This window comes from Burkholderia sp. S171 (assembly GCF_009766085.1).
Taxonomy (GTDB): domain Bacteria; phylum Pseudomonadota; class Gammaproteobacteria; order Burkholderiales; family Burkholderiaceae; genus Caballeronia.
Genome location: NZ_LMUF01000047.1, coordinates 1 through 22,767, shown reverse-complemented (window position 1 = coordinate 22,767; position 22,767 = coordinate 1). Strand labels below are relative to the sequence as shown.

Genomic DNA, 22,767 nt, shown 5'->3' with positions numbered 1-22,767 from the left:
CAATTCTATTCAATGGTACCCGGCTAGAAAAGATAAATGGGGACATTGAGGCGAGGGCTCAGTATTAAACGTAAGGTGAAGGAGCTTGTCGGCTGATGACCGGGGAGGTGTAAAGTTTCCCGAATCGAAGAGCATCGGGAATTCAGGTGCATAAGAGAAACGCTGGTTTCGAACAACCTTTCCGTTAGGGAAACCTATATGAAGTCTCCCGCAATTTATCTGTCGCCGAGCCGGGATTGTTTATCGCGTGGGACGTCGCGATGAGCGGGCCGCTCAAGGGGATTCGCGTGGTCGAGATGGTCGGGCTCGGGCCGTGTCCGTTCGCCGCCATGATGCTCGCCGACATGGGGGCGGAAGTGATCCGCATAGATCGTCAGCCGACTGGCGGCGCTACGCCGTATCCCATGCAAGGCACGAGATTCGATGTGATGGCGCGTGGACGCCGCTCGCTCGCGCTGGATCTCAAGCAACCGGAAGGACGCGAGCTGGCGCTGCATCTTGTTGCTCAGGCCGATGCGCTGATCGAAGGTTTTCGCCCTGGTGTGATGGAACGGCTTGGCCTCGGGCCGGACGTGTGCCTGGAACGCAATTCGAAGCTTGTGTACGGCCGTGTCACGGGTTGGGGGCAGGATGGTCCGCTGGCCAAGACGGCAGGGCACGATCTGAATTACATCGCGATGAGCGGGATGCTGCACGAGATTGGCCGCAGCGATGCGCCGCCGGTGCCGCCGCTGAATCTGGTCGGTGACTTTGGCGGTGGCGGCATGATGCTCGCGTTCGGCGTGTTGTGCGCGCTGCTGGAAGCGCGCGGGTCGGGCAAGGGCCAGGTGATCGATGCCGCGATGGTCGAAGGCTCCGCGCTCCTGGGCGCGATGATCTACGGTTACAAGGCGTTTGGTGCGTGGGCGGGCGAGCGAGGCTCGAGCATGCTTGCCGGCGGCGCGCATTTCTACACTACCTACGCCTGCGCGGATGGCAAATTCGTGTCGGTTGGGGCGATCGAACCGCAGTTCTATGCGTTGCTGTTGAAGCTCTGCGATATCGACGATGTAGCTTTTGACAGCCAGATGGACCGCGCGCAATGGCCGTCGCTGAAGACGAAAATAGCGGCCGTGTTCGCGACAAAACCGCGACAGGCGTGGTGCGAGTTGATGGAAGGCACGGATGTCTGCTTTGCGCCCGTGCTCGATATGGATGAGGCGCCGGAGCATGCGCATAACCGGACGCGTGGGACGTTTATTAACGTGGACGGGGTGACGCAACCGGCTCCGGCGCCGCGCTTTAGCCGCACGGTGCCGGAGGTGAGTTCACCGCCCTCGAGTCCAGGGCAGGATACAGACACGATCCTGCGGGACTGGAACGTGCCGGGCGAGTTGATTGGGAGGTTGCGGGAAAAGAAGGTGGTGTAAGGGGGCCGCACTTTCAAGAGGGAGAGCCTTGCGCAAGCGCACTCACCCCGCCGGAAACCGCACCACAATCCGGCTGAACGGCACCGACCTGTCGACGGTCACCGAGCCTGCGCCCTTGCCGGCATACGTAGTCACAAGCCGCATGCCAAGCCCCGTACCCTGCGGTTTCGGGAAGTCGATGGGAAAGCCGTCTCCCTCGTCCTCCACGGTCAGCAGCACGGCATTGTCGGAACGTTCCAGCTTCACGCGCACCGTCCCGCGTCCGTACTTGAGCGCGTTGGTTACAAGCTCCGCCGTCACCAGCCCGAGCGGCGCGAGCCGCGCGGCGGGCAGCACGATCGACTCTCCTTCCAGCGATACCTCTCGCCCCGCCGCCAGTTCAGCCAGATCGGCCGTCAAGCCACGCAAGTAACTGGTGGCGTCCGTGGCTTCCGCGCCATCGTCCTGATAGAGCCGGTGATGCACCGAACCCACCGTGCGCACGCGCGTGGCTGCCGCCTGCAAATGCGTGGCAACGGATTTATCGCCGGCAAGATTCGCCTGGAGCGCGAGCAGCGTCTGCACAAGCTGAAGACTGTTGCGAACCCGGTGATGGACCTCTTTCATCATCAGCGCCGAATTGCCAAGCAACGTCTCCTGGCTCGTTACCAGCGCGGCGAGTTTTTCCTCGTTCTCGTGCCGCTCGGTGACATCGCGCATGGTCAGCACGATGCGCTTCACGCGCTCATCGGTATCGAGAATAGGTGCCACCGATACATCCCACCAGCGGGCATCGCCGCTGCGGGTCGGGCAGGGACCTTCGAACCGGACCGGTTCACCCGCCGCAGATTTTGCCAATGCCTGCTGGACTTTCAGGCGTTGATCGTCGGGCCACAGGTCGGCGCACGTTGTCCCGCCGACCTCCGCGAAGTCGTCGATGCTCAGCGCGGCTAGGCCGTTGTCGTTCATGAATTCGATACCACCATCCAGCGACAGCACCTGGATGCAGTCGGTGCTCGCGTTCAGCACGCTGGTGGAGAACAGTTCGTCGGCGCCGGTTTGCGATTCCGCGGCCAGCCGTTCGCGGCTCATGGAGATGACGTTCGCGATCGCTTCCAGGAAAACGATGTCGGTTTCGCTGAAGTCTTCGTCGTCGGAGCTATCGGCTTCGAGCACGCCGAAGGTTTCGGGAATGCCGCGAATGGGGACGTTGATGGCGCGCTTGATGCCGTGCCGCGCCAGCAGATCGGGCGTGCGGAAGCGATGCTCGGTGCCCAGGTGATTCGATAACACCGGGCGTCCGCTGACGAATGCGTGGCCGGCGGGACTGGCGTCGTCGGCGCCGAGTTCCGTGGTGCCAATGTCTGCCGCGTCCCAGCCAACGCCCGCTTCCAGCACGAAGGTTTCGCTTTCGGGTTGATAGCGCAGCACCTTGGCGAAGCGTGAGTGCAGTCCAGCCGATACGGCTTTGCAGGCTTCATCGAGGAGCACGTTGGCGCTGTGTACGCGCAGCACGGACGTCGCGAATTGCACGGCGATCTCGTGTTGCATGCGCAAGCGGCTTACGGACCGGTCGACGGCACTGCGGATCGTTTCTTCGGGTGGCAATGCATCCATCGGGTTCTCCTTGACCGCGGTGTCGCCTACGCATTCTTCCGGCGATTGGTGCTTAGGGGTCAATTCTAACCGTGGAGATTAAAAGGCTACAGATTTGGACGCAGCGTTCAGCTACGAACGACCTCTCTCGGTATAATCCCGAATGTTATAATCGTAACAACAAGGTGTTAGAATAATGCATCGATTAACCGGAAAATGTTGTGCGCTGCACAACCGGCCATGCTCATGCTCGATGTTGCTTCCCAACCTGTTGTCCCATTGCGCGGCAAACCGCTCTTCCATCCTGAGCAGCAGCAACGCAATCCTGGCGTGCCGCTGGACCTCTCTTGGCTAGACAGCCTGCGGGTCAACCAGTCAGCAGTCGCCCGGCGAATCAGTACGCTAGGCACGCGCCGCGCCGTTAAAAAAGATGCCCAAGCCGCCTGGCTGCTCAAAGCCGTCACTTGCATCGACCTGACCACTCTCAACGGCGACGATACCGCCGCCCGCGTCGAGCGCCTCTGCGCCAAAGCACGTCGTCCGATTCGCGACGACCTGCTCGAGTCGCTCGGCATGCCGCCCGGCTCCATCAAGACTGGCGCGGTGTGCGTGTATCACCGCTTCGTCGGCACAGCAGTTGCAGCGCTTGCCGGTAGCGGCATCCCGGTCGCGGCCGTTTCTACCGGCTTTCCCGCCGGCCTGATCCCGCATCCGCTGAAGTTGAAGGAGATCGAGGCGTCGGTGAAAGACGGCGCGGCGGAAATCGATATCGTCGTCACGCGTGAACATGTGCTCACCGGCAACTGGCAAGCGCTCTACGACGAAATGCGCGACTTTCGCGCGGCGTGCGGCGCGGCGCATATCAAAGCGATTCTTGCCACCGGCGACATCCGCACGCTCTCGAATATCGCCAAGGCGTCCATGGTCTGCATGATGGCCGGTGCCGATTTCATCAAGACGTCCACCGGCAAGGAAGGCGTCAACGCCACGCTCGACGTCTCGCTCGTGATGGTGCGCATGATTCGCGACTACCTTGAACGGACCGGCGTGATGATCGGCTTCAAACCAGCGGGCGGCGTGTCCACCGCCAAGTCGGTGCTCGAATACCAGATCCTGATGAAGGAAGAGCTCGGCCGCGAGTGGCTCGAACCCGAGTTGTTCCGCATTGGCGCATCGAGTCTGCTCGCCGATATCGAACGGCAACTCGAGCATCACGTCACCGGCCGCTATTCGGCTTTCCATCGACATCCGGTTGCTTGATCTGGCTACCTAAGTCAGCACAGCATCATCTCTTACACGAGCTCCCCATGAGCGTAGCCGACTACTTCAACTCGATGGATTACGGACCTGCACCGGAAGACGACGGCGCCGCGCGCGCCTGGCTGGATCAACACGCGACCGGCTTTGGTCATTTCATCGATGGCGCTTTTCGCGCGCCTCTGGCGGGTGAGCAATTCGACTCGCTGGAACCCGCGACCGGGCGCGTGATCGCGAGCATCGCGCAGGGCGATCAGGCGGATATCGACGCAGCGGTCGACGCCGCGCATCGTGCGTTGCCCGCGTGGCAAGCGCTGGGCGGTGCGGGTCGCGCACGGCATTTGTATGCGCTTTCGCGCATGGTGCAGCGGCATGCACGCTTGTTTTCCGTGCTCGAATCGCTGGATAACGGCAAGCCGATCCGCGAGTCGCGTGACATCGATATCCCGCTTGTGGCGCGGCACTTCCTGCATCACGCGGGCTGGGCGCAGTTGCAGGATCGCGAGTTCACAGACTGGGCGCCGCTGGGGGTGATCGGCCAGATCGTGCCTTGGAATTTCCCGCTGCTGATGCTCTCGTGGAAGATCGCACCGGCGCTCGCGCTGGGTAATTGCGTGGTGTTGAAGCCCGCCGAATACACCCCGCTGACCGCGCTGTTGTTCGCTGAACTGGCAGCGCGTGCAGGCTTGCCCAAAGGTGTGCTGAACGTAGTCACCGGCGACGGTCGCACCGGCGCTGCGCTGGTCGACCATCCGCGCGTGGCGAAGATTGCGTTCACCGGATCGACGGAAGTGGGCCGGCAGATTCGCGTGGCCACGGCCGGCTCGGGTAAGTCGCTCACGCTTGAACTCGGCGGCAAGTCGCCGTTCATCGTATTCGACGACGCCGATCTCGACAGCGCCGTGGAAGGTGTCGTCGATGCAATCTGGTTCAACCAGGGCCAGGTCTGCTGCGCAGGTTCGCGGCTGCTGGTGCAGGAAGGCGTGGAGAAGCGCTTTATCGATAAATTGAAACGCCGCATGGACACGCTGCGCGTCGGGACGTCGCTTGACAAGGGCATCGATCTGGGCGCGATCGTTGATACGGTGCAACTTGAACGCATTCGTTCGCTCATCGAGCGCGGTGTTCAGGAAGGCTGCGAGATTCATCAGCCCAAAGGCATGCGCATGCCGGAGCAAGGCGCGTTTTATCCGCCCACGTTGGTGACGAACGTTGCACCCGCGTCCACGCTCGCGCAAGAAGAAATCTTCGGGCCAGTGCTGGTGACAATGAGCTTTCGCACGCCTGACGAAGCGGTCGCGCTGGCGAATCATTCACGCTATGGGCTGGCCGCGAGCGTGTGGAGCGAGACGATTGGTCGTGCGCTGGATATCGCGCCGCGCCTGCAATGCGGCGTGGTCTGGATCAACGCGACCAATCTCTTCGATGCCGGTGTCGGCTTCGGCGGGTATCGCGAATCGGGCTTCGGGCGTGAGGGCGGACGCGAGGGGATTTACGAGTATCTGAAGCCGCGTGCGTGGACTAAGCTGGCCGTTCGCTCCGCGCCTGGCGAGCGAGTTGCGCAGCCTTCCGCTTTTGAAGGCGACACGAATAACGTCAGCGCGCTCGACCGTACCGCGAAGCTGTTTATCGGCGGCAAGCAGGTTCGGCCGGACAGCGGTTACTCGCGGCTTGTGCATGCGCCGTCGGGGGCGATCGTTGGTGAAGTCGGCGAGGGTAATCGCAAGGACGTACGTAACGCCGTAGCCGCTGCACGCAGCGCTGAAAAGTGGTCGCAAGCCAGCACCCATAACCGCGCTCAGGTGCTGTATTACCTCGCGGAAAACCTGTCGGCGCGAGCGGACGAATTCAAGAAGCAACTCGTGGCGCGAACCGGCGTGTCTGCGGCCGAGGCCGAGCGTGAAGTCGAAGCATCGATCACGCGTTTGTTCACCTACGGCGCGTGGGCCGACAAGTTCGATGGCGCGGTGCATTCGCCGCCGCTAAGAGGCGTCGCGTTGGCGATGCATGAGCCCCTCGGCGTGATCGGCGTGGTGTGCCCGGACGAAGCGCCGCTGCTGGGACTCATTTCGTTGATTGCACCGGCGCTTGCGCTGGGGAATCGCGTAGTCGCGGTGCCGAGCGAAACGTGCCCGATGATGGCGACCGATTTCTACCAAGTGGTAGAGACATCGGATGTGCCTGCGGGCGCGTTGAACATTGTCACCGGTGAGCGTCGGGCGCTGGCATCGACTCTGGCAAAACATGACGATGTCGATGCATTGTGGTGCTTCGGCGGAGCGGATTTATCGACGCTGACAGAGCGCGAATCGGTGGGCAATCTGAAGCGCACGTTCGTTGACTACGGCCGCGTGTTCGACTGGTTCGATGCTTCAAGCGAAGGCCTGCCGTTCCTGCGTCAAGCTGTGCAAGTGAAAAACATCTGGATCCCGTACGGTGACTAAACGTTAGAAGCTACGGGTTCAAATAGAATCATGAGCGATGACCTCGCAACACAGCGAGGCACGCTCAACATGAAGGAGACGTAATGCTGAAGAACCTCGATCCGCTGCTGAACGCCGACGTCCTGCACGCGCTGTGCGCAATGGGACACGGCGATGAAGTCGTGATCTGCGACGCCAATTTTCCGGCCGATTCCGTCGCGCGCCAAACGGTGCTTGGCCATGTGCTTCGGCTCGACGGCGTGAATGCGCCGCGTGCGATCCGCGCGGTGTTGTCAGTGTTGCCGCTGGATAGTTTCGTCGATCATCCGGCCGAGCGCATGGAAGTCGTCGGCGATGCCAACGCGCTTCCCGCCGTGCAACGCGAAGCGCAAACCGAAGTGGATGCCGCCGAAGGACGCGCGACGCCCTTTGCTTCCATCGAACGTTTCGCGTTTTATGAACGTGCCAAGCAAGCGTATTGCGTGATCGCGACAGGTGAAGCGCGCGGGTATGGTTGCTTCATCTTCAAGAAGGGCGTGAACCTCGCGCCCGATGCACCGGCCGCTTCAGATTCGGAGAGCGCGCGATGAACCGCAGCGTCGTCATCCTCGGCATCTACGTGACGGATCTCACGTTCCGCGCCGAGCGTATGCCGCTGCTTGGCGAGACTATCGCCGGATCGGCGTTTGCGATGGGGCCGGGCGGTAAAGGATCGAACCAGGCGGTAGCAGCAGCACGCGCCGGTGCCGACGTAATCTTTTGCACACGCCTCGGCGCCGATGCGTTCGGCGACATCGCACGCTCGACATGGGCCGCTGAAGGCATCACAGCGCGCGCAATAACGACGGATGGCGTGGCAACAGGCGCGGCGCATATCTTCGTCGACGACGCCACCGGCGGCAACGCGATCATCGTTGCGGCGGGTGCGGCCGGACGCTTGTGCCCCGAAGATGTCGAAGCGATAGAAGCCGATATTGCGACCGCCGCCGTGTTCGTCACGCAGCTTGAACAACCGGTTCCTGCTGCGCGACGTGGACTTGAACTTGCGCGCCGTCACGGCGTGACGACCGTGTTCAATCCGGCGCCGGCGCTACCGCTCGACGACGACATCTTCCCCCTTTGCGACTACATCACGCCGAACGAAACCGAAGCAACGGCGCTGACCGGTATCAAGGTTGCGTCAGTCGATGACGCCCGCCGCGCCGCCGATGTCCTGCTAGGAAAGGGCGTGCGCGCCGTGATCGTGACGCTGGGCGAAGCGGGCGCGTTGCTGCATACGCCGGAACAATCGGTGCTGGTGCCGGCCTTCAATTGCGGTCGCGTGGTCGAGACTGCAGGCGCGGGCGATGGCTTCACCGGCGGCTTCGCTGCAGCGCTTGCACGCGGCGAAAGTCCGTTGAACGCCGTGCGTTTTGGTTGTGCGTTGGCGAGCTTGTCGGTCACGCGTCCCGGCACCGCGCCTTCAATGCCGACGCTCGCTGAAATTGAAGCGGTGCTTCTTGGTGAACCTGTGAAGTCCGGCAGCGCGTCGGCCCACCAATCCTGAACGGAGGAGCGCTCGATGAACCCATCGAAATGGCTCGCCGACCGGCAACTGAACTTCCTGGTCGCGGTGAACTTGCTGGTCGTGCTAGTCGCGACGGCGTTATCGCACGGCCAGTTCGTCGATATCGACAATCTCCAGTCCATGGGCAGCCAGTTGCCCGAACTGGGCCTGCTCGCGCTCGGCATCATGCTCTCGATGGTGTCGGGTAACGGCGGTATCGACTTGTCGGGTGTCGCGCTCGCGAACCTGTCCGGCATGGTCGCCGCGCAATTGCTGCCGATGCTCGTTTCCGCCGATAACTCGCCGTCGCTTTACACAGCCGTGTTCTGCATGATTACCGTGATGCTCGGCGCCATTGGCGGCCTGATGAACGGCGTGATTATTGCGCGCCTGAAACTCACGCCGATTCTCTGCACGCTCGGTACATCGTTGCTTTTTACCGGCATCGCCGTGGTGTTGAGCAACGGTGCATCGGTACGGGTGGAATACGTCGATGCCCTCTCCGACATCGGTAACGGCACCTTTCTGCAAGTGCCTATCTCGCTGTGGATTTTCGCGGTCACGGTGTTGCTGCTCGGCTGGGTGTTGAAGCGCACGCCGTTCGGTTTGCGGCTCTATCTGATGGGCACGAATCCGAAAGCCGCGTTCTATGCCGGCATTCCGCGCGACCGCATGCTGATCCTGACGTACGGCATGTGCGGCGTGCTCGCGTCGCTCGCCGGGCTCATCAGCGCGTCGCATACGTCGAGCGCGAAGTGGGACTACGGCAACTCGTACTTGCTGATCGCGATCCTGATTGCGGTGATGGGCGGCGTGAATCCGGCGGGCGGTTATGGCCGGATCACCTGCGTTTTTCTGGCCGCGACCGTGCTCCAGTTCTTGTCGAGCTTGTTCAACTTGCTGGGCGTTTCGCAGTTCTTTGGCGACTGTGCGTGGGGCTTCCTGTTGCTGGCATCGCTGGCGCTGGCGGGTGGAGAGCGCGTGCGGGCCATCTTCGGCCTCGGCGGCGCTGCACCCATTTCGAAGGTGCCAAAACCACCGGCAGCGTGACCCAAAAACCAAGCTTTCCCGGCTTCAAAACTTCACCTCATGTGCATCACAGACAAACCATAACGGAGACAACGCATGAAACTCAATCGAATCGCCATCGCGCTCACCGCTGTCACGCTTGCGGCCGGAGCTATTGCTGTCGCGCAGGCCGCGACCGATCAAACCATCGTCACGGTGGTCAAGGTCACGGGTATCAACTGGTTCAACCGGATGGACGACGGCGTGAAGGAATTCGCCAAGGACAACCCCGGCGTGAACGCGTATCAGACCGGACCGGGACGCGCGGACGCTGCGCAACAACTGAAGATCATCGAAGACCTGATCGCGAAGAAAGTCACGGCGATCGCGGTCGTTCCCTACGATCCGCCCACGCTTGAGCCGGCGCTGAAAAAAGCGATGGATCGCGGCATCAAGGTCGTCACGCATGAAGCCGACAACGAGAAGAACACGATGGTCGACATCGAAGCTTTCGACAACACCGCGTATGGCGCAGGCCTGAATGAACGGCTTGCGAAGTGCATGGGCGATCAGGGCAAATGGGCGGTGCTGGTCGGCTCGCTCGGCAGCCGCTCGCAGGTTCAGTGGGCGGATGGCGGTATCGGCAATGCGAAGCAGAAGTACCCGAAGATGGATCTGGTCGAGCCGAAGCTTGAAACCAATAACGATGGCGAACGTGCCTACCAAGTTGCGAAAGAAGTGCTGCGCAAGCACCCGGACCTGACCGGTTTCCAAGGGTCGTCATCGCTGGATGTGATCGGCATCGGGCGCGCGGTGGAAGAGGCCGGCAAGATTGGCAAGATCTGCGTGTACGGCACGGGCCTGCCGACGGAAGCCGGCAAGTTCCTCGAGAGCGGTGCGATCAACGGCATTGCGTTCTGGGATCCGAAGCTCGCCGGTATCGCGATGAACAAGATCGCGAAAATGCTGATCGATGGCAAGACGGTGGAGAACGGTGCGGACCTGGGTCTGGTTGGTTATAACAAGGTCACGGTCACCAAGGGTCCGGGCAAGGGCATTATCGTGCGCGGCACCGGCTGGGTCGACGTCGACAAGACCAACTACAAGCAGTATCCGTTCTGATTTTTTGCGAGAGCAGTAAAGCGCGCACGGCTGCCGTGCGCGCTGTCTTCAGGAAGTTGAAAGGGTAGAAGGTTCAATGATGAGTACAGCGCCGCTTCTCGAAGTCGTCGATATCCACAAGCGTTTTACAGGCGTGTATGCGCTGCGTGGCGTGAGCCTTTCGTTCCAGCGCGGGCAGATCTATCACCTGCTCGGCGAGAACGGCTGTGGCAAGAGCACGCTGATCAAGATCATCTCCGGCGCGCAGCCGCCCGATCAGGGCGAGCTTGTGATCGAAGGCGTAAGGCACTCGCGGCTTGCGCCGCTCGAGGCGTTGTCGGCGGGTATCGAGACCGTGTATCAGGATCTTTCGCTGCTGCCCAACATGAGTGTGGCAGAGAATGTGGCTTTGACGTCCGAACTCGCCGCGCATGCGGGGCGGCTTGCGCGGACCTTCGATCGCCGTGCGCTGGCTCGTACTGCAGCACGTGCTTTGGAAGCGGTGGGCTTGCCCGGCGATGCCGATTTTCAGGCGACGCTCGTCGAGCAGTTGCCGCTGGCGACGCGGCAACTCGTGGCTATCGCGCGTGCGATTGCGAGCGAGGCGAAGTTCGTCATCATGGATGAGCCGACCACGTCGCTCACGCAAAAGGAAGTCGATAACCTGATCGCGGTGCTGGCGAAGCTGCGCGCTGACGGCGTCGCCGTGCTGTTCGTGAGTCACAAGCTGGATGAGTGCTATGCGATCGGCGGTGAAGTGATCGTGCTGCGCGATGGTCAGAAGATGGCGCAAGGGCCGATCGAGAATTATACGAAGGCGCAGATTGGCGAGTTGATGACAGGTAAGCAGTTATCGAACGAGCGATATCGGCAGGCTGAAGTCATGGACGGCCACGAGATCGTGCTGGATGTGAAGGCGCTGTCGCGGTCGCGCCAGTTCGCCGATGTCACGTTCTCGCTGCATCGCGGAGAGATTCTTGGCGTGACGGGTTTGCTCGACTCCGGGCGCAATGAATTGGCGCGGGCATTGGCAGGTGTCGCGCCGGCGGATAGCGGCACGGTGACGCTGGATGGTTCCATCGTGCGGCTTAAAACACCGTCCGATGCAAAGTGGCAACGCATAGGCTATGTGCCTGAAGACCGCTTGAACGAAGGGCTTTTCCTCGATAAATCCATTCGCGACAACGTCATCACCGCGATGATATCGAGTTTGCGCGATCGCTTTGGACAGGTTGACCGGAAGCGCGCGCGCGAGCTTGCCGAGCGCACCGTGAAGGAGTTGCAGATCGCGACGCCTGACGTCGATAAACCGGTTCAGTCGCTATCGGGTGGCAACCAGCAACGCGTGTTGATCGGCCGATGGCTTGCTATTGATCCACGCGTCTTGATCCTGCACGGTCCGACGGTGGGCGTGGATGTGGGATCGAAGGACATTATTTACCGCATCATGCAGCGCTTGGCTGAGCAGGGTATTGGCATCATTTTGATCAGCGATGACTTGCCTGAGTTGCTGCAGAACTGCGACCGAATCCTGATGATGAAGAAGGGGCGTGTCTCGAACGAATATCGTGCGGGGCAATTGACGGAAGCCGATCTTTATCACGCTTTACTTTCAGAGGCAGCATGAGCGAGTCACTTCATCGCGTTGCTCAGACATCGCAAGGCGCTTCCGCGCTAAAGCCGGCATTGGCAGAGGTTGCGCCGCAGGTGCAGCGGCCCAGTTTTATTGGGCGATTGATGCGCAATCCTGAATGGTTCACGCTCGGACTGATTCTTGTAACGTGCCTGGTGGTGGGCACGTTGAATCCGCGCTTCTTCCAGTTCGCGACGCTCTTCGATTTGCTGCATTCGGGCACGACAGTATCGTTATTTGCGCTGGGGACGCTGGTTGTGCTGGCATCGGGTGGTATCGATGTGTCCTTTACTGCGATTGCCGCTTTTACGATGTATTCGATCACCAAGGCCGTGTTTGCCTGGTGGCCTGACGCGCCGTTTTTTGTGATTCTGGTTTGCGGCGCGGTGGGCGGCGTGTTGCTTGGATTGATCAATGGCGTGCTGGTGCATCGGCTGAAAGCGCCTTCGTTGATTGTGACCATTGGCACGCAGTATTTGTATCGTGGGTTGCTGCTGACGTTTGTAGGTACGCAGTTTTTCATGAATATCCCGCATAGCATGGATAGCTTCGGCCAGTTGCCGCTATTTTTCTATCACACGAACGATGGGCTTCGGGCGGTGTTGCCGGTCTCGGTCATTGCGCTTTTTCTTGCTGCGGGCGTGACGTGGTGGCTGCTCAACCGGACGATGATGGGGCGCGGTGTGTACGCGATGGGCGGCAGTTTGCCGATCGCCGAGCGGCTTGGTTATAACCTGCGGGCCATTCATCTGTTCGTGTTTGGATACACCGGGATGCTGGCGGGGATTGCCGGGATTCTGCATGTATCGACGAATCGGCTGGCGAATCCGTTTGATCTGGTTGGGACTGAACTGGATGTGATTGCGGCGGTGATTCTTGGCGGCGCCAGGATTACCGGTGGGACGGGGACGGTGGTAGGGACGTTGTTGGGCGTGGTGCTGGTTACGTTGATCAACAGCGTCTTGATTCTGATCGGTGTACCGAGTACCTGGCAGAAGGTGATTATCGGGGCGTTTATTCTGGTGGCGGGGACGTTGTTCGCGCTGGGGAGGCGGGCGGCGTAGGGGTGGTTGGTTTCGCTTACGGGCGGTCGTTGATTGAATCGCCCGGAAAGTTTGCCGGGCCAACCGCGCGTCCGTGAAGCTAAGGGTCGATACCGTTCTCTTTGCAGACATCGAGGAATGCGGCCAACGACTTGGCGCCTTCGGTCTTGAGCGAGGGAATGTCGCTGGCGTAGAAGTCCGCGCCTCCGTTCAAACCAAGAAATTCGCCGCGCAGCATGTCCGTATCGGGGTCATAAGTGGCCACTGCGAGATGGCCGCCGTTGTTCAAGTTATCCGTGGTTTTGCTCACTTCCGAATCTCCATCCCCTTCTCCGTAATCAGCGAATTAAACTGATCCAATTGCGAAAACCGCACCGCCTTAACCTTCCCCAACTTGCTGGCATCGACCACCAGATGCCGTTCAACCGCGCTTTCCATCGCAGCCTGTTTGATCGCGACCTCGTGAAAGTTCCAACACGTCACGCCCCGCGCTTCATCCACCCCGCCGGCCGAAATAAACGCCTTGTTGATCCCCATCCGCCGCAACGTCTCGATACTTTCATCGCTGGAAAATGAATCCGACGAGGGCGCATAAACGCCGCCCAATAAAATCATCCGCACATTGGCCTTGCGTCGCAAAATCTCGGCCACGTTCAGCGAATAACACAGCACGGTTAAATGCATGTCAGCCGGAATGAGCCGCGCCAATGTGGTCAGCGTCGTCCCGCAATCGATGAAGATGGTCTCGTTGTCAGAAAGCAGCCGCGCGGCCACCGCCGATGCCTCCGCCTTGGCCTGGGCAAAATGATCCTTCTCTTCATCGATCGTATAACCCGCGCCGTTCGGGACATCCGAAGCGCGAACGATATAACCGCCAAGATAAGTAAACGTCCCCGGACTCGACGCTATGTCGCGGCGGACCGTCATTTCCGATACATCGAGCAAGGTCGCCGCATCGCGAAGACGCATCACACTTTGCTCACGCAAAGCATCGGCAAGAACACGCAGACGATCGCTTTTGGTCATTCGCTGAGGACAGTGGACGCAAGGTGCACGTCGTAAATGTGGTTGTTAGATTTTGCTCGCTAGATGAAATGATTATAACAAGCGAACCCTCGAAAAGTGATCGGGGAAAACGCTTTGCAATGGCGGGTGGATGAACCCGGGACTATCCGGCGGCGCGGGCGCGGATCAGCGCGGCGGCCGATGCAATCGAGGTCTGTTCTATCGCAACTTTGGCGATTCCCGGCAGCGCGTCTTCCGCGAGTTGGGTCAGCGTGCGCCCCGGCGGCATTTCAACGAACACGCGTGCTCCAAGTTCGCCCAGCACGATAGTGGAGTCGTGCCAGCGAACGGGATATCGCAGGTTCGTCGCGAGGTCGGTACGGATCGCGTCAGCCTGGCGCAAAGGCCGTGCGCCGCGATTGCTGATGTAGGAAATCGTCGGCGCATGCAATGCGATCTGGGTCGCGGCTTCGGTGAGTTCGCGAGCGGCATCGTCGAGAAGTACGCAGTGGGACGGCACGCTGACTGTCAACCGCTCGGCTTTGCGCGCGCCCGCTTCGAGCGCGCGTGCACGCACTCGGTCGAGATCGGCGTCGGCGCCTGCCACTACGATCTGTCGCGGAGCATTCAAATTCGCAATGTAAGCGGCCTGCGTAGGGGCAGTCGCGATCACCGCCTCAAGCTCACGCTCGCTAAGACCGGAGACCGCGAGCATGCCGTAGCCCTGCGGATAGGCCCGCTCCATCAATTGCGCGCGAAGGTACAACAGCCTCAAGGCGTCGCCGAAAGATAGGGCATTGCACGCAACCGCCGCGCCATACGCGCCCACCGATAAACCCGCTACCGCATCCGGCTCGATGCCTTCATCGCGCAGCGCTCGCACGGTAGCCACGCCCGCAACAAGCAAGCTGATCTGCACGGCGACGGTTGAAGTCAACGCGTCGGCGTGATCGAGCGAGAGCACGTCCGTATGCAGTACATCGGACGCCTCTTTGATGGTTTCACCAATGCGCGCGTGCGGCGTCGCGCCGCCAAGCGTGTGCAAAAAGCCCGCGAATTGTGAGCCCTGACCGGGGAAGAGGAACGCGATCATGCCGCTTGACTCGTCTGCCATGGATCGGCGACGAGCTTCGGGCCATCGGCGCACCGCAGCATCACGCGTGCGCCAGGATGCGCATATTCGGCCAGCGAGAACGCGCCGTCGAGCGTCTGGATTTGCATATCGATGCGCGTGCTGTGGTCGAGCGCGGCTTGGGAGAGGGTATCGAACAAGGCTTTCGCCGTGGTGCGGTCTAGAGGGTCCGGCGCACGCATCAGAAGGTCGAGGTCACTTGTTTGCGTGACCGTAGGATATCCGCTGGCGAGTTCAAAGCCGACGCTGCCGGTAGGTCCCCAAATGTAGCCGGTCGCATTGCAGATCGGCGCGATTGCTTGCAGCAATGCAAACGTGGGCAACTTTGCGCGTGTCATTGAGGGCTTTGAGTTCGCAAGAAGCGCTTCCGGCTCAACGACCCGCTCAACATAACGCGGATCAAGCCACGAGCCGAAACGCTCGCTGCGTATTTCGCCACGAATGCCAACCGCGATCAACCCGCTCACCGACATCGCCCGTCGAACCACCACGAACGGTGCGCGTTTCAGCGATGCTGCGACCCATGCCGGGGCATCGGAGAAATCAAGCGTCCCCGGCGCGAGTTGCAACAGGTCGTGCGAATTCACGACGCGTCCCATTGCTCCGCCATGCGCTTGCGGACCTCTATTGAAGCCGCGCGAATTTGCTTCGCCTCAGCCGATTGCAACCGCGATGAGAGATCGCGCGGACCCTTCCGTGCATCGTCAATAGCAGCGATCAACGAAGACTGCACACGGTCGATATCTTCGCGCCCGGGCGCATCTGCATTGATGCCGGCGATCAGTTCATGCAGCAGCCCCAGCTTCGCGTAAGCGCTCATCTTGTACGACATCGGCAACACGCGGTCGCCGAGTTCATCGAGTCCTTCAACACTACGGCGCGTGACTCGTGCGGCCGCTTCCTTGCCCATGGCATGCACGGCGATGCCGTCCGCATCCAACGCGATGATCCGGTTCGCCTGATAACCATGCGCGAGGAACGCGCCGGACATCGCCGGGCCGACAATCAACGCGATCACAGGATGACCCGCGAGCCGCGCGCTCGCATAAGCATCGACGCCGGCCGCGCACGCGAGATGGACGCCCAGCAGTTCTTCGCGACGACCATACGCCTGACTTTTCACATCGACGATAGCCACGATTGGACGCTTCACCGAAGCATCGCGGTCCGCATCCATGACATTGCGTACGGCGCGCGCGAGCAACCAGCCTTGTTCGAGGCCGACCACGTTATCGGTCGCACGCGGAAAGCGGTTATGCGGATCAGGAACGATGGTGATGAAACTTGCGGTCGTGTTGCCAAGCGGTGCATCGGCGCTGCGGATCGGGCCTTCTTGGCCTTTGTTGCCCGAAGCCGCCCCTTCATTCGACGCGTTCGACGTCAATGCGTCGAACCAGATTTGCCCACGTGATGCGCTCATCAAACCTCTCCTTGCCAAAGCGTTCGCAACACATCGGGATCGATCGCCGATGGGTCTACGCGCGCAAGCCGTTCAAGTTGTGCATCGACCTGTTCTGTCCGATGGCTCGCCGGCACACCGCTTTTGAACGCGCTGAGCACGGCGTCAAGAACCTGATCCGTATCGTCTTCCACGAGGGTGTCGACCAAGCCCACGGCCGCACGTTGTTCGCCGCCGATCATCGACCAGATGAGGCGCCGGTCGTGTGAATCGAGTTCTTCTACGCCCGCTTCCTGTTCAATGACTTCGGGTCCGTTCATCCCGAGCCGTGCTTGCCGAGTCATGATCAGCCGGGTGCACAACGCTGCTGCCAGCGACATCCCGCCGAAGCAGCCAACCATGCCGCCGATCACGCCGACCACCGGCACGTACCGCCGCAATGCGACTATTCCCGCCTGAATCTCCGCAATCACCGCGAGACCGAGATTCGCTTCTTGCAGTCGGACACCGCCGGTTTCGAACAGGATGACTGGGAGGATCTTGCGGCCTGCTTCGAATTCGCGCACGGCCATTTCAAGCGCCGCCGCGATCTTCGCACCGGACACTTCGCCAATACTCCCGCCCTGGAAAGCAGGCTCGATCGCCGCGATGACCGCCGCTTCGCCGCCAAGCGTACCGCGTGCAATGACCGCGCCGTCATCGGCCTGACAGACCACATTCTGCATGGCGAGCCACGGCGATTCGAGCCGGTCGAACGGTCCGATCAACTCGCGGAAGGTGCCGGCATCGAGCAACGCACGGGCACGTTCACGCGCGGTCAGTTCAATAAAACTATGCTGTGCAATGAAGGTATCGTGGCCGCTCATGATGCGTCTCCTTCGCTCGCTTCCACTGCTTCGGCGAGCCGCAGCATGACGACCCCGGGCGTTGCGCCGAAGTCGTTGAGTTCGAGGCGTGCGGCGCCGTCATAGCGCGAGAAGAAACGGTCCAGCACGCTTTTCCACACGTGTTCATAACCGTCCACGCTCGTGCGGATCACGACTTCCGCGTGTTGGCTCTCGGACGGCGACAGCAGGATCTCCAGGTCGCCCGAGCCGACCACGCCCACATGCGCGCGTTGCGGCACGGGGCGGGTGGCGGGATATTCGTAGCGCAAGTTTTCCATGACGTGTTCTCCGCGTCAGCCGACGCGCGGCAGGGTATCGAGGAAGAGGGTAGCGGCCAGCAAGTCCGCCGCGCCTCCGGGAGATGCGTTCAATTCGGTCAGGCGTTGGTCGAGGCGGGCGAGTGCGGCGCGGCCTTGCGGTCGTGCTGCGCCGCCGGCTTGCAGTGCATCGCGCGCGCCGGCCTGCGCTGCCTCAAGCGCGACTTGGCCGCCGCGATGTAGCAAGCAGGTATCGTCGAGCGTTGCGATGATGGCCAGCAGTGCGTCGAGCCGTGCCTCGTCTTCGGTCGCGCCGTTTACACGTGAGCGATGCAGCGCGGGCAGGCCGGCTTCCTGCACGTGCGGAAAACCTTCCACCGCCTGACCGCGTGCGCCAGCCACACCGAAGCGCTGAATAACACGCGCACCGTTACTCATCGCGTTCGGTGCCGGTGCGAAACGGTCCTCGAAACGGGCAATGACTGCCGCTTGCGCGCAGAGTTCGAAGGGCTCACCCAACGGACGCATTGCGGCGGCTGCGCATAACAAGCCAACAATCCAGATCGCCCCGCGATGCGCATTGCTGCCATTCGTTGCCCGCAGCATCGCCACTTCACCTTCACGGCCGATACGCGCAAGTTGTTCACGCAACCGTTGCGAAGGTTTTTGATCAACCGCTGCGCGCGCCAGCGCGAGAAAAGTCGGCCGCAGCGAACGCGCCGAACGCAGCATGGTGTCCAGATCGAGATCACGATGCGCACCGCTGCCGCGACGGTCCACCAGCGCAGGTTTCGGCGTGAGACACGCTTCATCGATCAGCGCTGCAACCGCGAGATCCGCGAGCGTTGACGGAGCGCAAGCGACATCGATAAAAACAGGTTGAGTGCAAGCCATCGCATCACCAGCCGCGAAATTTTGCCGGCGGCTGATACAGCCCGCCAGACCACGCGACCAGATCGTCGATACTCCGTGCCGCCAGTAACGAGCGCTTCGCTTCGCCGCACCGGATGCCCAGGTCTTCCGGGTACGCAACAATGCCACGCCGCCGCAATTCCGCCGTCTTGACGGGGTCGGCGCGCATGCCGATGGGCGTCACCCCCGCAACGGCGCGCAACGCCGCGCGCCGCTCTTCCACGCCTTCTGCGGCGTGCAGATAAGCGATTCCTTCTTCGGTCACGACATGGCTGACGTCGTCGCCGTAGATCATGACCGGGGCTATCGGCATGTTGCTTTGCTTGCCGACAGCGATGGCATCGAGTGCATCGACAATGGTCGGCTCACCGCCCTTCTTGAAGGTCTCGGCGGTTTGCACGACGAGCTTGTGCCCGCGTCCGATATCGCTGTTCGGCCCATCGTTTTTCATTAACTTCAACCATGCTTCGCTCGAATGACGGCGCCCGCGCGGATCGTGTCCCATGTTCGGCGCACCGCCGAATCCGGCGAGGCGACCGAGCGTGACAGTCGATGAATTCGCGTCGGCGTCCATCTGCAACGTCGAGCCGATAAACAGATCCACGCCATATTGACCCGCGAGCTGGCACAACACGCGGTTGGATCGAAGGCTACCGTCGCGGCCGGTGAAAAACACATCCGAGCGTGCTTCGATGTAATCCTCCATGCCCACTTCGCTGCCGAAGCAATGCACGCTTTCCACCCAGCCGCTTTCGATAGCGGGGATCAGCGTGGGGTGCGGATTGAGCGCCCAGTGCGTGCAGATCTTGCCCTTCAGCCCATGCGCTGCGCCATACGTCGGCAGCAGCAATTCGATCGCGGCGGTGTCGAAGCCAATGCCGTGGTTCAACGCCTTCACGCCATAACGCTCGTAGATGCCGCGGATGGTCATCATCGCCATGAGAATCTGCAGCTCGCCGATATGACGCGGATCGCGTGTGAACAGCGGTTCGACCGCAAACGGCCGGTCAGCCTGCACGACGACATCGACCCACGAGCCGGGGATATCGACACGCGGCAGTTCATCGACGATCTCGTTCACCTGCGCCACCACGATGCCATGACGGAACGCGGTCGCCTCCACAATAGTCGGCGTGTCCTCGGTGTTCGGACCCGTATACAAATTGCCGTGGCGATCGGCCTGCACTGCGCAGACCAGCGCGACTTGCGGCGTCAGGTCGATGAACATGCGCGCATACAGTTCTATATACGTATAGATCGCACCAATCTCGAGCTGCCCGTCTTCGAGCAACTGCGCGACGCGCAGGCTCTGCGGCCCCGCAAACGAGAAGTCCACTTTGCGCGCGATGCCACGTTCGAACAACGTCAGATGCTCGGGCCGGCTGATGCTGGATATCAACAGATGAACGTCATGCACGCGCGACGGATCGAGCTTCGCGAACGCGCGCGAGAGGAAGTCGGCTTGCTTCTGGTTGTTGCCTTCCAGCGCAACACGATCGCCGGATTGAATCAGTGTTTCGAGGGCGTCGACAATGCGCTCTGCCTTGAGCACGCCGTTGTCGAGCCAGCCTTCGATAGCCTTCAGGCGCCGGGCCTTTTCCAGCGCACGCGTGTTCCACTGGCGCGGTGCTGGGTTGATGCCGGCTTGTGCGGGAGGATTCATGCGGGGGCCTCAGTGTTGAGCAGGATCAGCGAAACGAAATCAGCGCTTAGTCTGACCGTGAAGTGGAAGGACGGCGGCGCTTCTTCGGCTGCGTGGCTTGCGCCTGCATTTGCGCGTCGTGGAGAAAACGATAAACCAGTTCGCCCGTCGCGAGCAGATGGCGGGCGACCAGCGTTTGCGCGGCTTCGGTATCGCGTGCATGCAGTGCGTCGAGAATGGCTTCGTGCTCGGCGTCGGACTGCCCCTTGAACGTGGGCATGCCGAACTTGAGCCGCAGATAACGCTCGCCCCGCCGATGCATCGTACCAATCAGCTCCATCAGGTGAGGGCGCTCGGCGGGCGCGTACAGGCTCATGTGGAACTGCTCATTGCGTACTACATAGAGCGCCTGATCCTGTTCGTTGGCCGCGGCCTCTAGCAATTGGCGCGCCTCGGCCAGCGTTGCCTCGGTATGACGTTCGATCGCAATACCAATCGCCAGACTCTCCAGCGACGCGCGGATTTCGTAGATCTCACGGGCTTCATCGGGCGATTGCAGGCTGACCGACGCACCGCGATTCTGCTCGATGGTGACCCAGCCCTCGCTGTCCAGTTGCCTGAACGCCTCACGCACCGGAATGGCGCTGACAGAGAACTGCTTGGCAATTGCGTCTTGGCGCAGCGGCTCGCCCGGCAGCAGGGTGCCTTCCACGATCGCTGAGCGTAACGCGTCCGCTATATAACGCGACGTGCTCTGGCGTGGCTCGAATTGCGCTTCGCGAAACAGGGGATTCAGCTCGTTTTTCATGCTTTTTTCTACCGAAGCTAGGTACAAGTGCGGAGTGGTCAACAGCTCGTTTTCAAATATTATATATGAAAATGCACTTTTAGGGCTTGTAACGCAAACCCGGTGCTCAAGCGCAGACGCCCGGATTTTGCCAACAGAGCGCGTCGTTCATATCAGGCACATACAGGTTTACACCTATCAGGAAGACAGTCATGCCAAGCACGCTGGAACGTTCGATAGGCGCCACCCGGCGCACGCGCACGCCACTGAACCGGACACAGATCGTAGGCTTCTGGGGTGCCTGGGCCGGATGGACGCTCGATGGCATGGACTCGTTCATCTATGCACTGGTGCTGGCGCCCGCGCTGACTGAGTTGCTGCCGAAGTCCGGCTACGCAGCCACGCCCGCGAATGTCGGGCTGGCCGGCTCGATCCTGTTCGCGCTGTTCCTGGTGGGTTGGGGGCTGTCGTTCATTTGGGGGCCGCTTGCCGACCGTTTCGGACGCACCAAGGTGCTCGCTGCGACCATCTTCACTTTCGCGATCTTTACCGGTCTTGCCGCAACTTCACATACTGTTTGGGAGCTGGGCATCTACCGCTTTCTTGCGGGCGTGGGGATCGGCGGGGAGTGGGCGCTGGCCGGGACCTACGTGGCGGAAGCGTGGCCGGAGGATCGTCGCAAGATGGGCGCGGGGTATCTCCAGACGGGGTATTACGCGGGCTTCTTCATGGCCGCCGCACTGAACTATACGATCGGCGCGACCTTCGGCTGGCGCGCGATGTTCCTGGTCGGAATTGTCCCGGTGATCGTCTCCATTGTCGTGCTGCTGCGCGTGAAGGAAACCGAGAAGTGGCAAAAGGTTGAAGCGACGGTGGTCAAGGTCAAGCAGGCAAGCTCGTTGCGAGCGATCTTCTCGCCGCAATACCGGCAGCGCACTATTGTTGCGACCGTGTTGTTGACGGTTGCGATTATTGGACTGTGGGCGGGCGCGGTGTATGAACCGTCGGCGGTCATTCAGCTTGCAACGAAGGCTGGCATGACGAAGGCGGATGCATCCAAGACTGCATCGATTGCGACGGGTTTACTGTCCATCGGCACGATTATTGGGTGTCTCGCGTTGCCGCCCCTGGCCGAGCGCATTGGCCGCAAACTCACGCTCGCGGTGTACTTTGTCGGGATGGCGGTGTCGATTGCACTGGCGTTCGGCTGGGCGTTTTATCTGGAGAATGGGCTGGTGCCGTTCATCGCTTTGTTGGTGGTGCTCGGTTTCTTCGGCGGCAATTTTGCGTTGTTCAGTCTTTGGCTGCCGGAGCAGTTCGAGACTCGAGTTCGCGCGACGGCGTTTGCGTTCTGTACTTCGATAGGACGCTTCTTCGGGGCCATCGTGAACTTCGGGATCGGCGCGATGGTGCTGCATATGAAGACGCTCGGCGTGCCGATTGCGTTGACTGCCATTGCGTTTGTGATCGGGCTGGCGGTGATTCCGTTCGCGCCGGAAACGAAGGGGCAGGATTTGCCAAGTTAAGGTCGCTCGCGGTGGTGGACGGGGGGTTAGGGTGGCGGGTTTGGGAGCAGCGGTCGGGGTCTATGCCGGGTTGCTGCTCTCAGCGTTAGTGGTCTGCATGAGTCGGATTTTCTCTTTATCACTATTAGCCACTGTGCGTGGCGCCCGTCATTTCTGATATGACTTTCCGTGTCAAGCGGTGTTGTTCAGGTTTTAATTTCATTCATATTCGATGTAGCGCTGCAA

Annotated in this window: 21 protein-coding genes; 10 read left to right on the top strand and 11 right to left on the bottom strand. The window is 61.0% G+C overall.

From position 1 onward, the window contains the following. Positions 1–260 precede the first annotated feature (260 nt). Positions 261–1,409 carry a CaiB/BaiF CoA-transferase family protein gene (locus tag GSQ93_RS25345; RefSeq protein WP_158938397.1) on the top strand — a complete coding sequence of 383 codons (1,149 nt, stop codon included), beginning with the start codon at positions 261–263 and terminating at the stop codon, positions 1,407–1,409. Positions 1,410–1,451: 42 nt separating this feature from the next. Here the strand turns inward: GSQ93_RS25345 and GSQ93_RS25340 are convergent, their stop codons facing one another. Further along, positions 1,452–3,005: a sensor histidine kinase gene (locus tag GSQ93_RS25340; RefSeq protein ID WP_158938396.1), complete on the bottom strand. Its 1,554-nt coding sequence runs from the start codon at positions 3,003–3,005 to the stop codon at positions 1,452–1,454. A 225-nt stretch (positions 3,006–3,230) separates the two neighbouring features. Between GSQ93_RS25340 and deoC the strand changes: the two genes are divergently transcribed. From deoC to GSQ93_RS25300, 8 genes are all read left to right on the top strand, one after another. Continuing rightward, on the top strand, positions 3,231–4,244 hold the full coding sequence (deoC, locus tag GSQ93_RS25335) for a deoxyribose-phosphate aldolase (RefSeq protein ID WP_158938395.1): 1,014 nt from the start codon (positions 3,231–3,233) through the stop codon (positions 4,242–4,244). A 47-nt stretch (positions 4,245–4,291) separates the two neighbouring features. After that, positions 4,292–6,685: an aldehyde dehydrogenase family protein gene (locus GSQ93_RS25330; protein ID WP_158938394.1), complete on the top strand. Its 2,394-nt coding sequence runs from the start codon at positions 4,292–4,294 to the stop codon at positions 6,683–6,685. 83 nt (positions 6,686–6,768) lie between these two features. After that, entirely contained in the window at positions 6,769–7,254 is a 486-nt protein-coding gene (locus GSQ93_RS25325; protein WP_158938393.1) for an RbsD/FucU family protein, read from the top strand. Continuing rightward, positions 7,251–8,210 (top strand): ribokinase, encoded by a 960-nt coding sequence (gene rbsK / locus GSQ93_RS25320; protein WP_158938392.1) that lies wholly within the window; start codon positions 7,251–7,253, stop codon positions 8,208–8,210. The genes GSQ93_RS25325 and rbsK overlap by 4 nt, the downstream gene beginning before the upstream one ends. Positions 8,211–8,225: 15 nt before the next feature. After that, positions 8,226–9,260, top strand: a complete 1,035-nt coding sequence (locus tag GSQ93_RS25315; RefSeq protein ID WP_158938391.1) for an ABC transporter permease — start codon at positions 8,226–8,228, stop codon at positions 9,258–9,260. A gap of 75 nt (positions 9,261–9,335) precedes the next feature. Beyond that, the gene (locus GSQ93_RS25310; protein ID WP_158938390.1) at positions 9,336–10,340 is read left to right on the top strand and encodes an autoinducer 2 ABC transporter substrate-binding protein; all 1,005 of its coding nucleotides are present in this window, start codon (positions 9,336–9,338) and stop codon (positions 10,338–10,340) included. A gap of 76 nt (positions 10,341–10,416) precedes the next feature. Next, positions 10,417–11,946 (top strand): sugar ABC transporter ATP-binding protein, encoded by a 1,530-nt coding sequence (locus GSQ93_RS25305; protein ID WP_158938389.1) that lies wholly within the window; start codon positions 10,417–10,419, stop codon positions 11,944–11,946. Next, positions 11,943–13,016, top strand: coding sequence for an ABC transporter permease (locus GSQ93_RS25300; RefSeq protein WP_158938388.1), 1,074 nt, complete (start codon positions 11,943–11,945; stop codon positions 13,014–13,016). Before GSQ93_RS25305 ends, GSQ93_RS25300 begins: the two co-directional genes overlap by 4 nt. Positions 13,017–13,095: 79 nt before the next feature. Here GSQ93_RS25300 and GSQ93_RS25295 read toward each other — a convergent pair whose 3' ends face one another. The 10 genes from GSQ93_RS25295 to GSQ93_RS25250 all read right to left on the bottom strand — a co-directional run bounded on the left by GSQ93_RS25295 (position 13,096) and on the right by GSQ93_RS25250 (position 21,037). Further along, entirely contained in the window at positions 13,096–13,305 is a 210-nt protein-coding gene (locus GSQ93_RS25295; protein WP_216857670.1) for a type II toxin-antitoxin system HicB family antitoxin, read from the bottom strand. Continuing rightward, complete coding sequence (locus GSQ93_RS25290; RefSeq protein ID WP_158938387.1) at positions 13,302–14,021, bottom strand: DeoR/GlpR family DNA-binding transcription regulator; 720 nt, start codon at positions 14,019–14,021, stop codon at positions 13,302–13,304. The genes GSQ93_RS25295 and GSQ93_RS25290 overlap by 4 nt, the downstream gene beginning before the upstream one ends. A gap of 142 nt (positions 14,022–14,163) precedes the next feature. Further along, positions 14,164–15,093, bottom strand: coding sequence for a malonate decarboxylase subunit epsilon (gene mdcH, locus GSQ93_RS25285; RefSeq protein ID WP_158938386.1), 930 nt, complete (start codon positions 15,091–15,093; stop codon positions 14,164–14,166). Then, positions 15,090–15,731, bottom strand: a complete 642-nt coding sequence (locus GSQ93_RS25280; RefSeq protein ID WP_158938385.1) for a malonate decarboxylase holo-ACP synthase — start codon at positions 15,729–15,731, stop codon at positions 15,090–15,092. Before GSQ93_RS25280 ends, mdcH begins: the two co-directional genes overlap by 4 nt. Continuing rightward, positions 15,716–16,552: a biotin-independent malonate decarboxylase subunit gamma gene (gene mdcE, locus GSQ93_RS25275; RefSeq protein ID WP_158938384.1), complete on the bottom strand. Its 837-nt coding sequence runs from the start codon at positions 16,550–16,552 to the stop codon at positions 15,716–15,718. Before mdcE ends, GSQ93_RS25280 begins: the two co-directional genes overlap by 16 nt. Continuing rightward, on the bottom strand, positions 16,552–17,397 hold the full coding sequence (locus tag GSQ93_RS25270) for a biotin-independent malonate decarboxylase subunit beta (RefSeq protein ID WP_158938383.1): 846 nt from the start codon (positions 17,395–17,397) through the stop codon (positions 16,552–16,554). The genes mdcE and GSQ93_RS25270 overlap by 1 nt, the downstream gene beginning before the upstream one ends. Further along, on the bottom strand, positions 17,394–17,696 hold the full coding sequence (locus GSQ93_RS25265; protein ID WP_062086412.1) for a malonate decarboxylase subunit delta: 303 nt from the start codon (positions 17,694–17,696) through the stop codon (positions 17,394–17,396). Before GSQ93_RS25265 ends, GSQ93_RS25270 begins: the two co-directional genes overlap by 4 nt. 15 nt (positions 17,697–17,711) lie before the next feature. Continuing rightward, a complete protein-coding gene (locus GSQ93_RS25260) occupies positions 17,712–18,569 on the bottom strand; it encodes a triphosphoribosyl-dephospho-CoA synthase (RefSeq protein WP_158938382.1) in 858 nt (285 codons plus the stop codon). 4 nt (positions 18,570–18,573) lie between these two features. Next, a complete protein-coding gene (mdcA, locus tag GSQ93_RS25255) occupies positions 18,574–20,250 on the bottom strand; it encodes a malonate decarboxylase subunit alpha (protein WP_158938381.1) in 1,677 nt (558 codons plus the stop codon). Between the two features lie 46 nt (positions 20,251–20,296). Next, positions 20,297–21,037 (bottom strand): GntR family transcriptional regulator, encoded by a 741-nt coding sequence (locus GSQ93_RS25250; RefSeq protein ID WP_158938380.1) that lies wholly within the window; start codon positions 21,035–21,037, stop codon positions 20,297–20,299. A 191-nt stretch (positions 21,038–21,228) separates the two neighbouring features. Here GSQ93_RS25250 and GSQ93_RS25245 point away from each other — a divergent pair, with 191 nt between their 5' ends. Then, positions 21,229–22,542, top strand: coding sequence for an MFS transporter (locus GSQ93_RS25245; RefSeq protein WP_158938379.1), 1,314 nt, complete (start codon positions 21,229–21,231; stop codon positions 22,540–22,542). Positions 22,543–22,767: the final 225 nt, after the last annotated feature.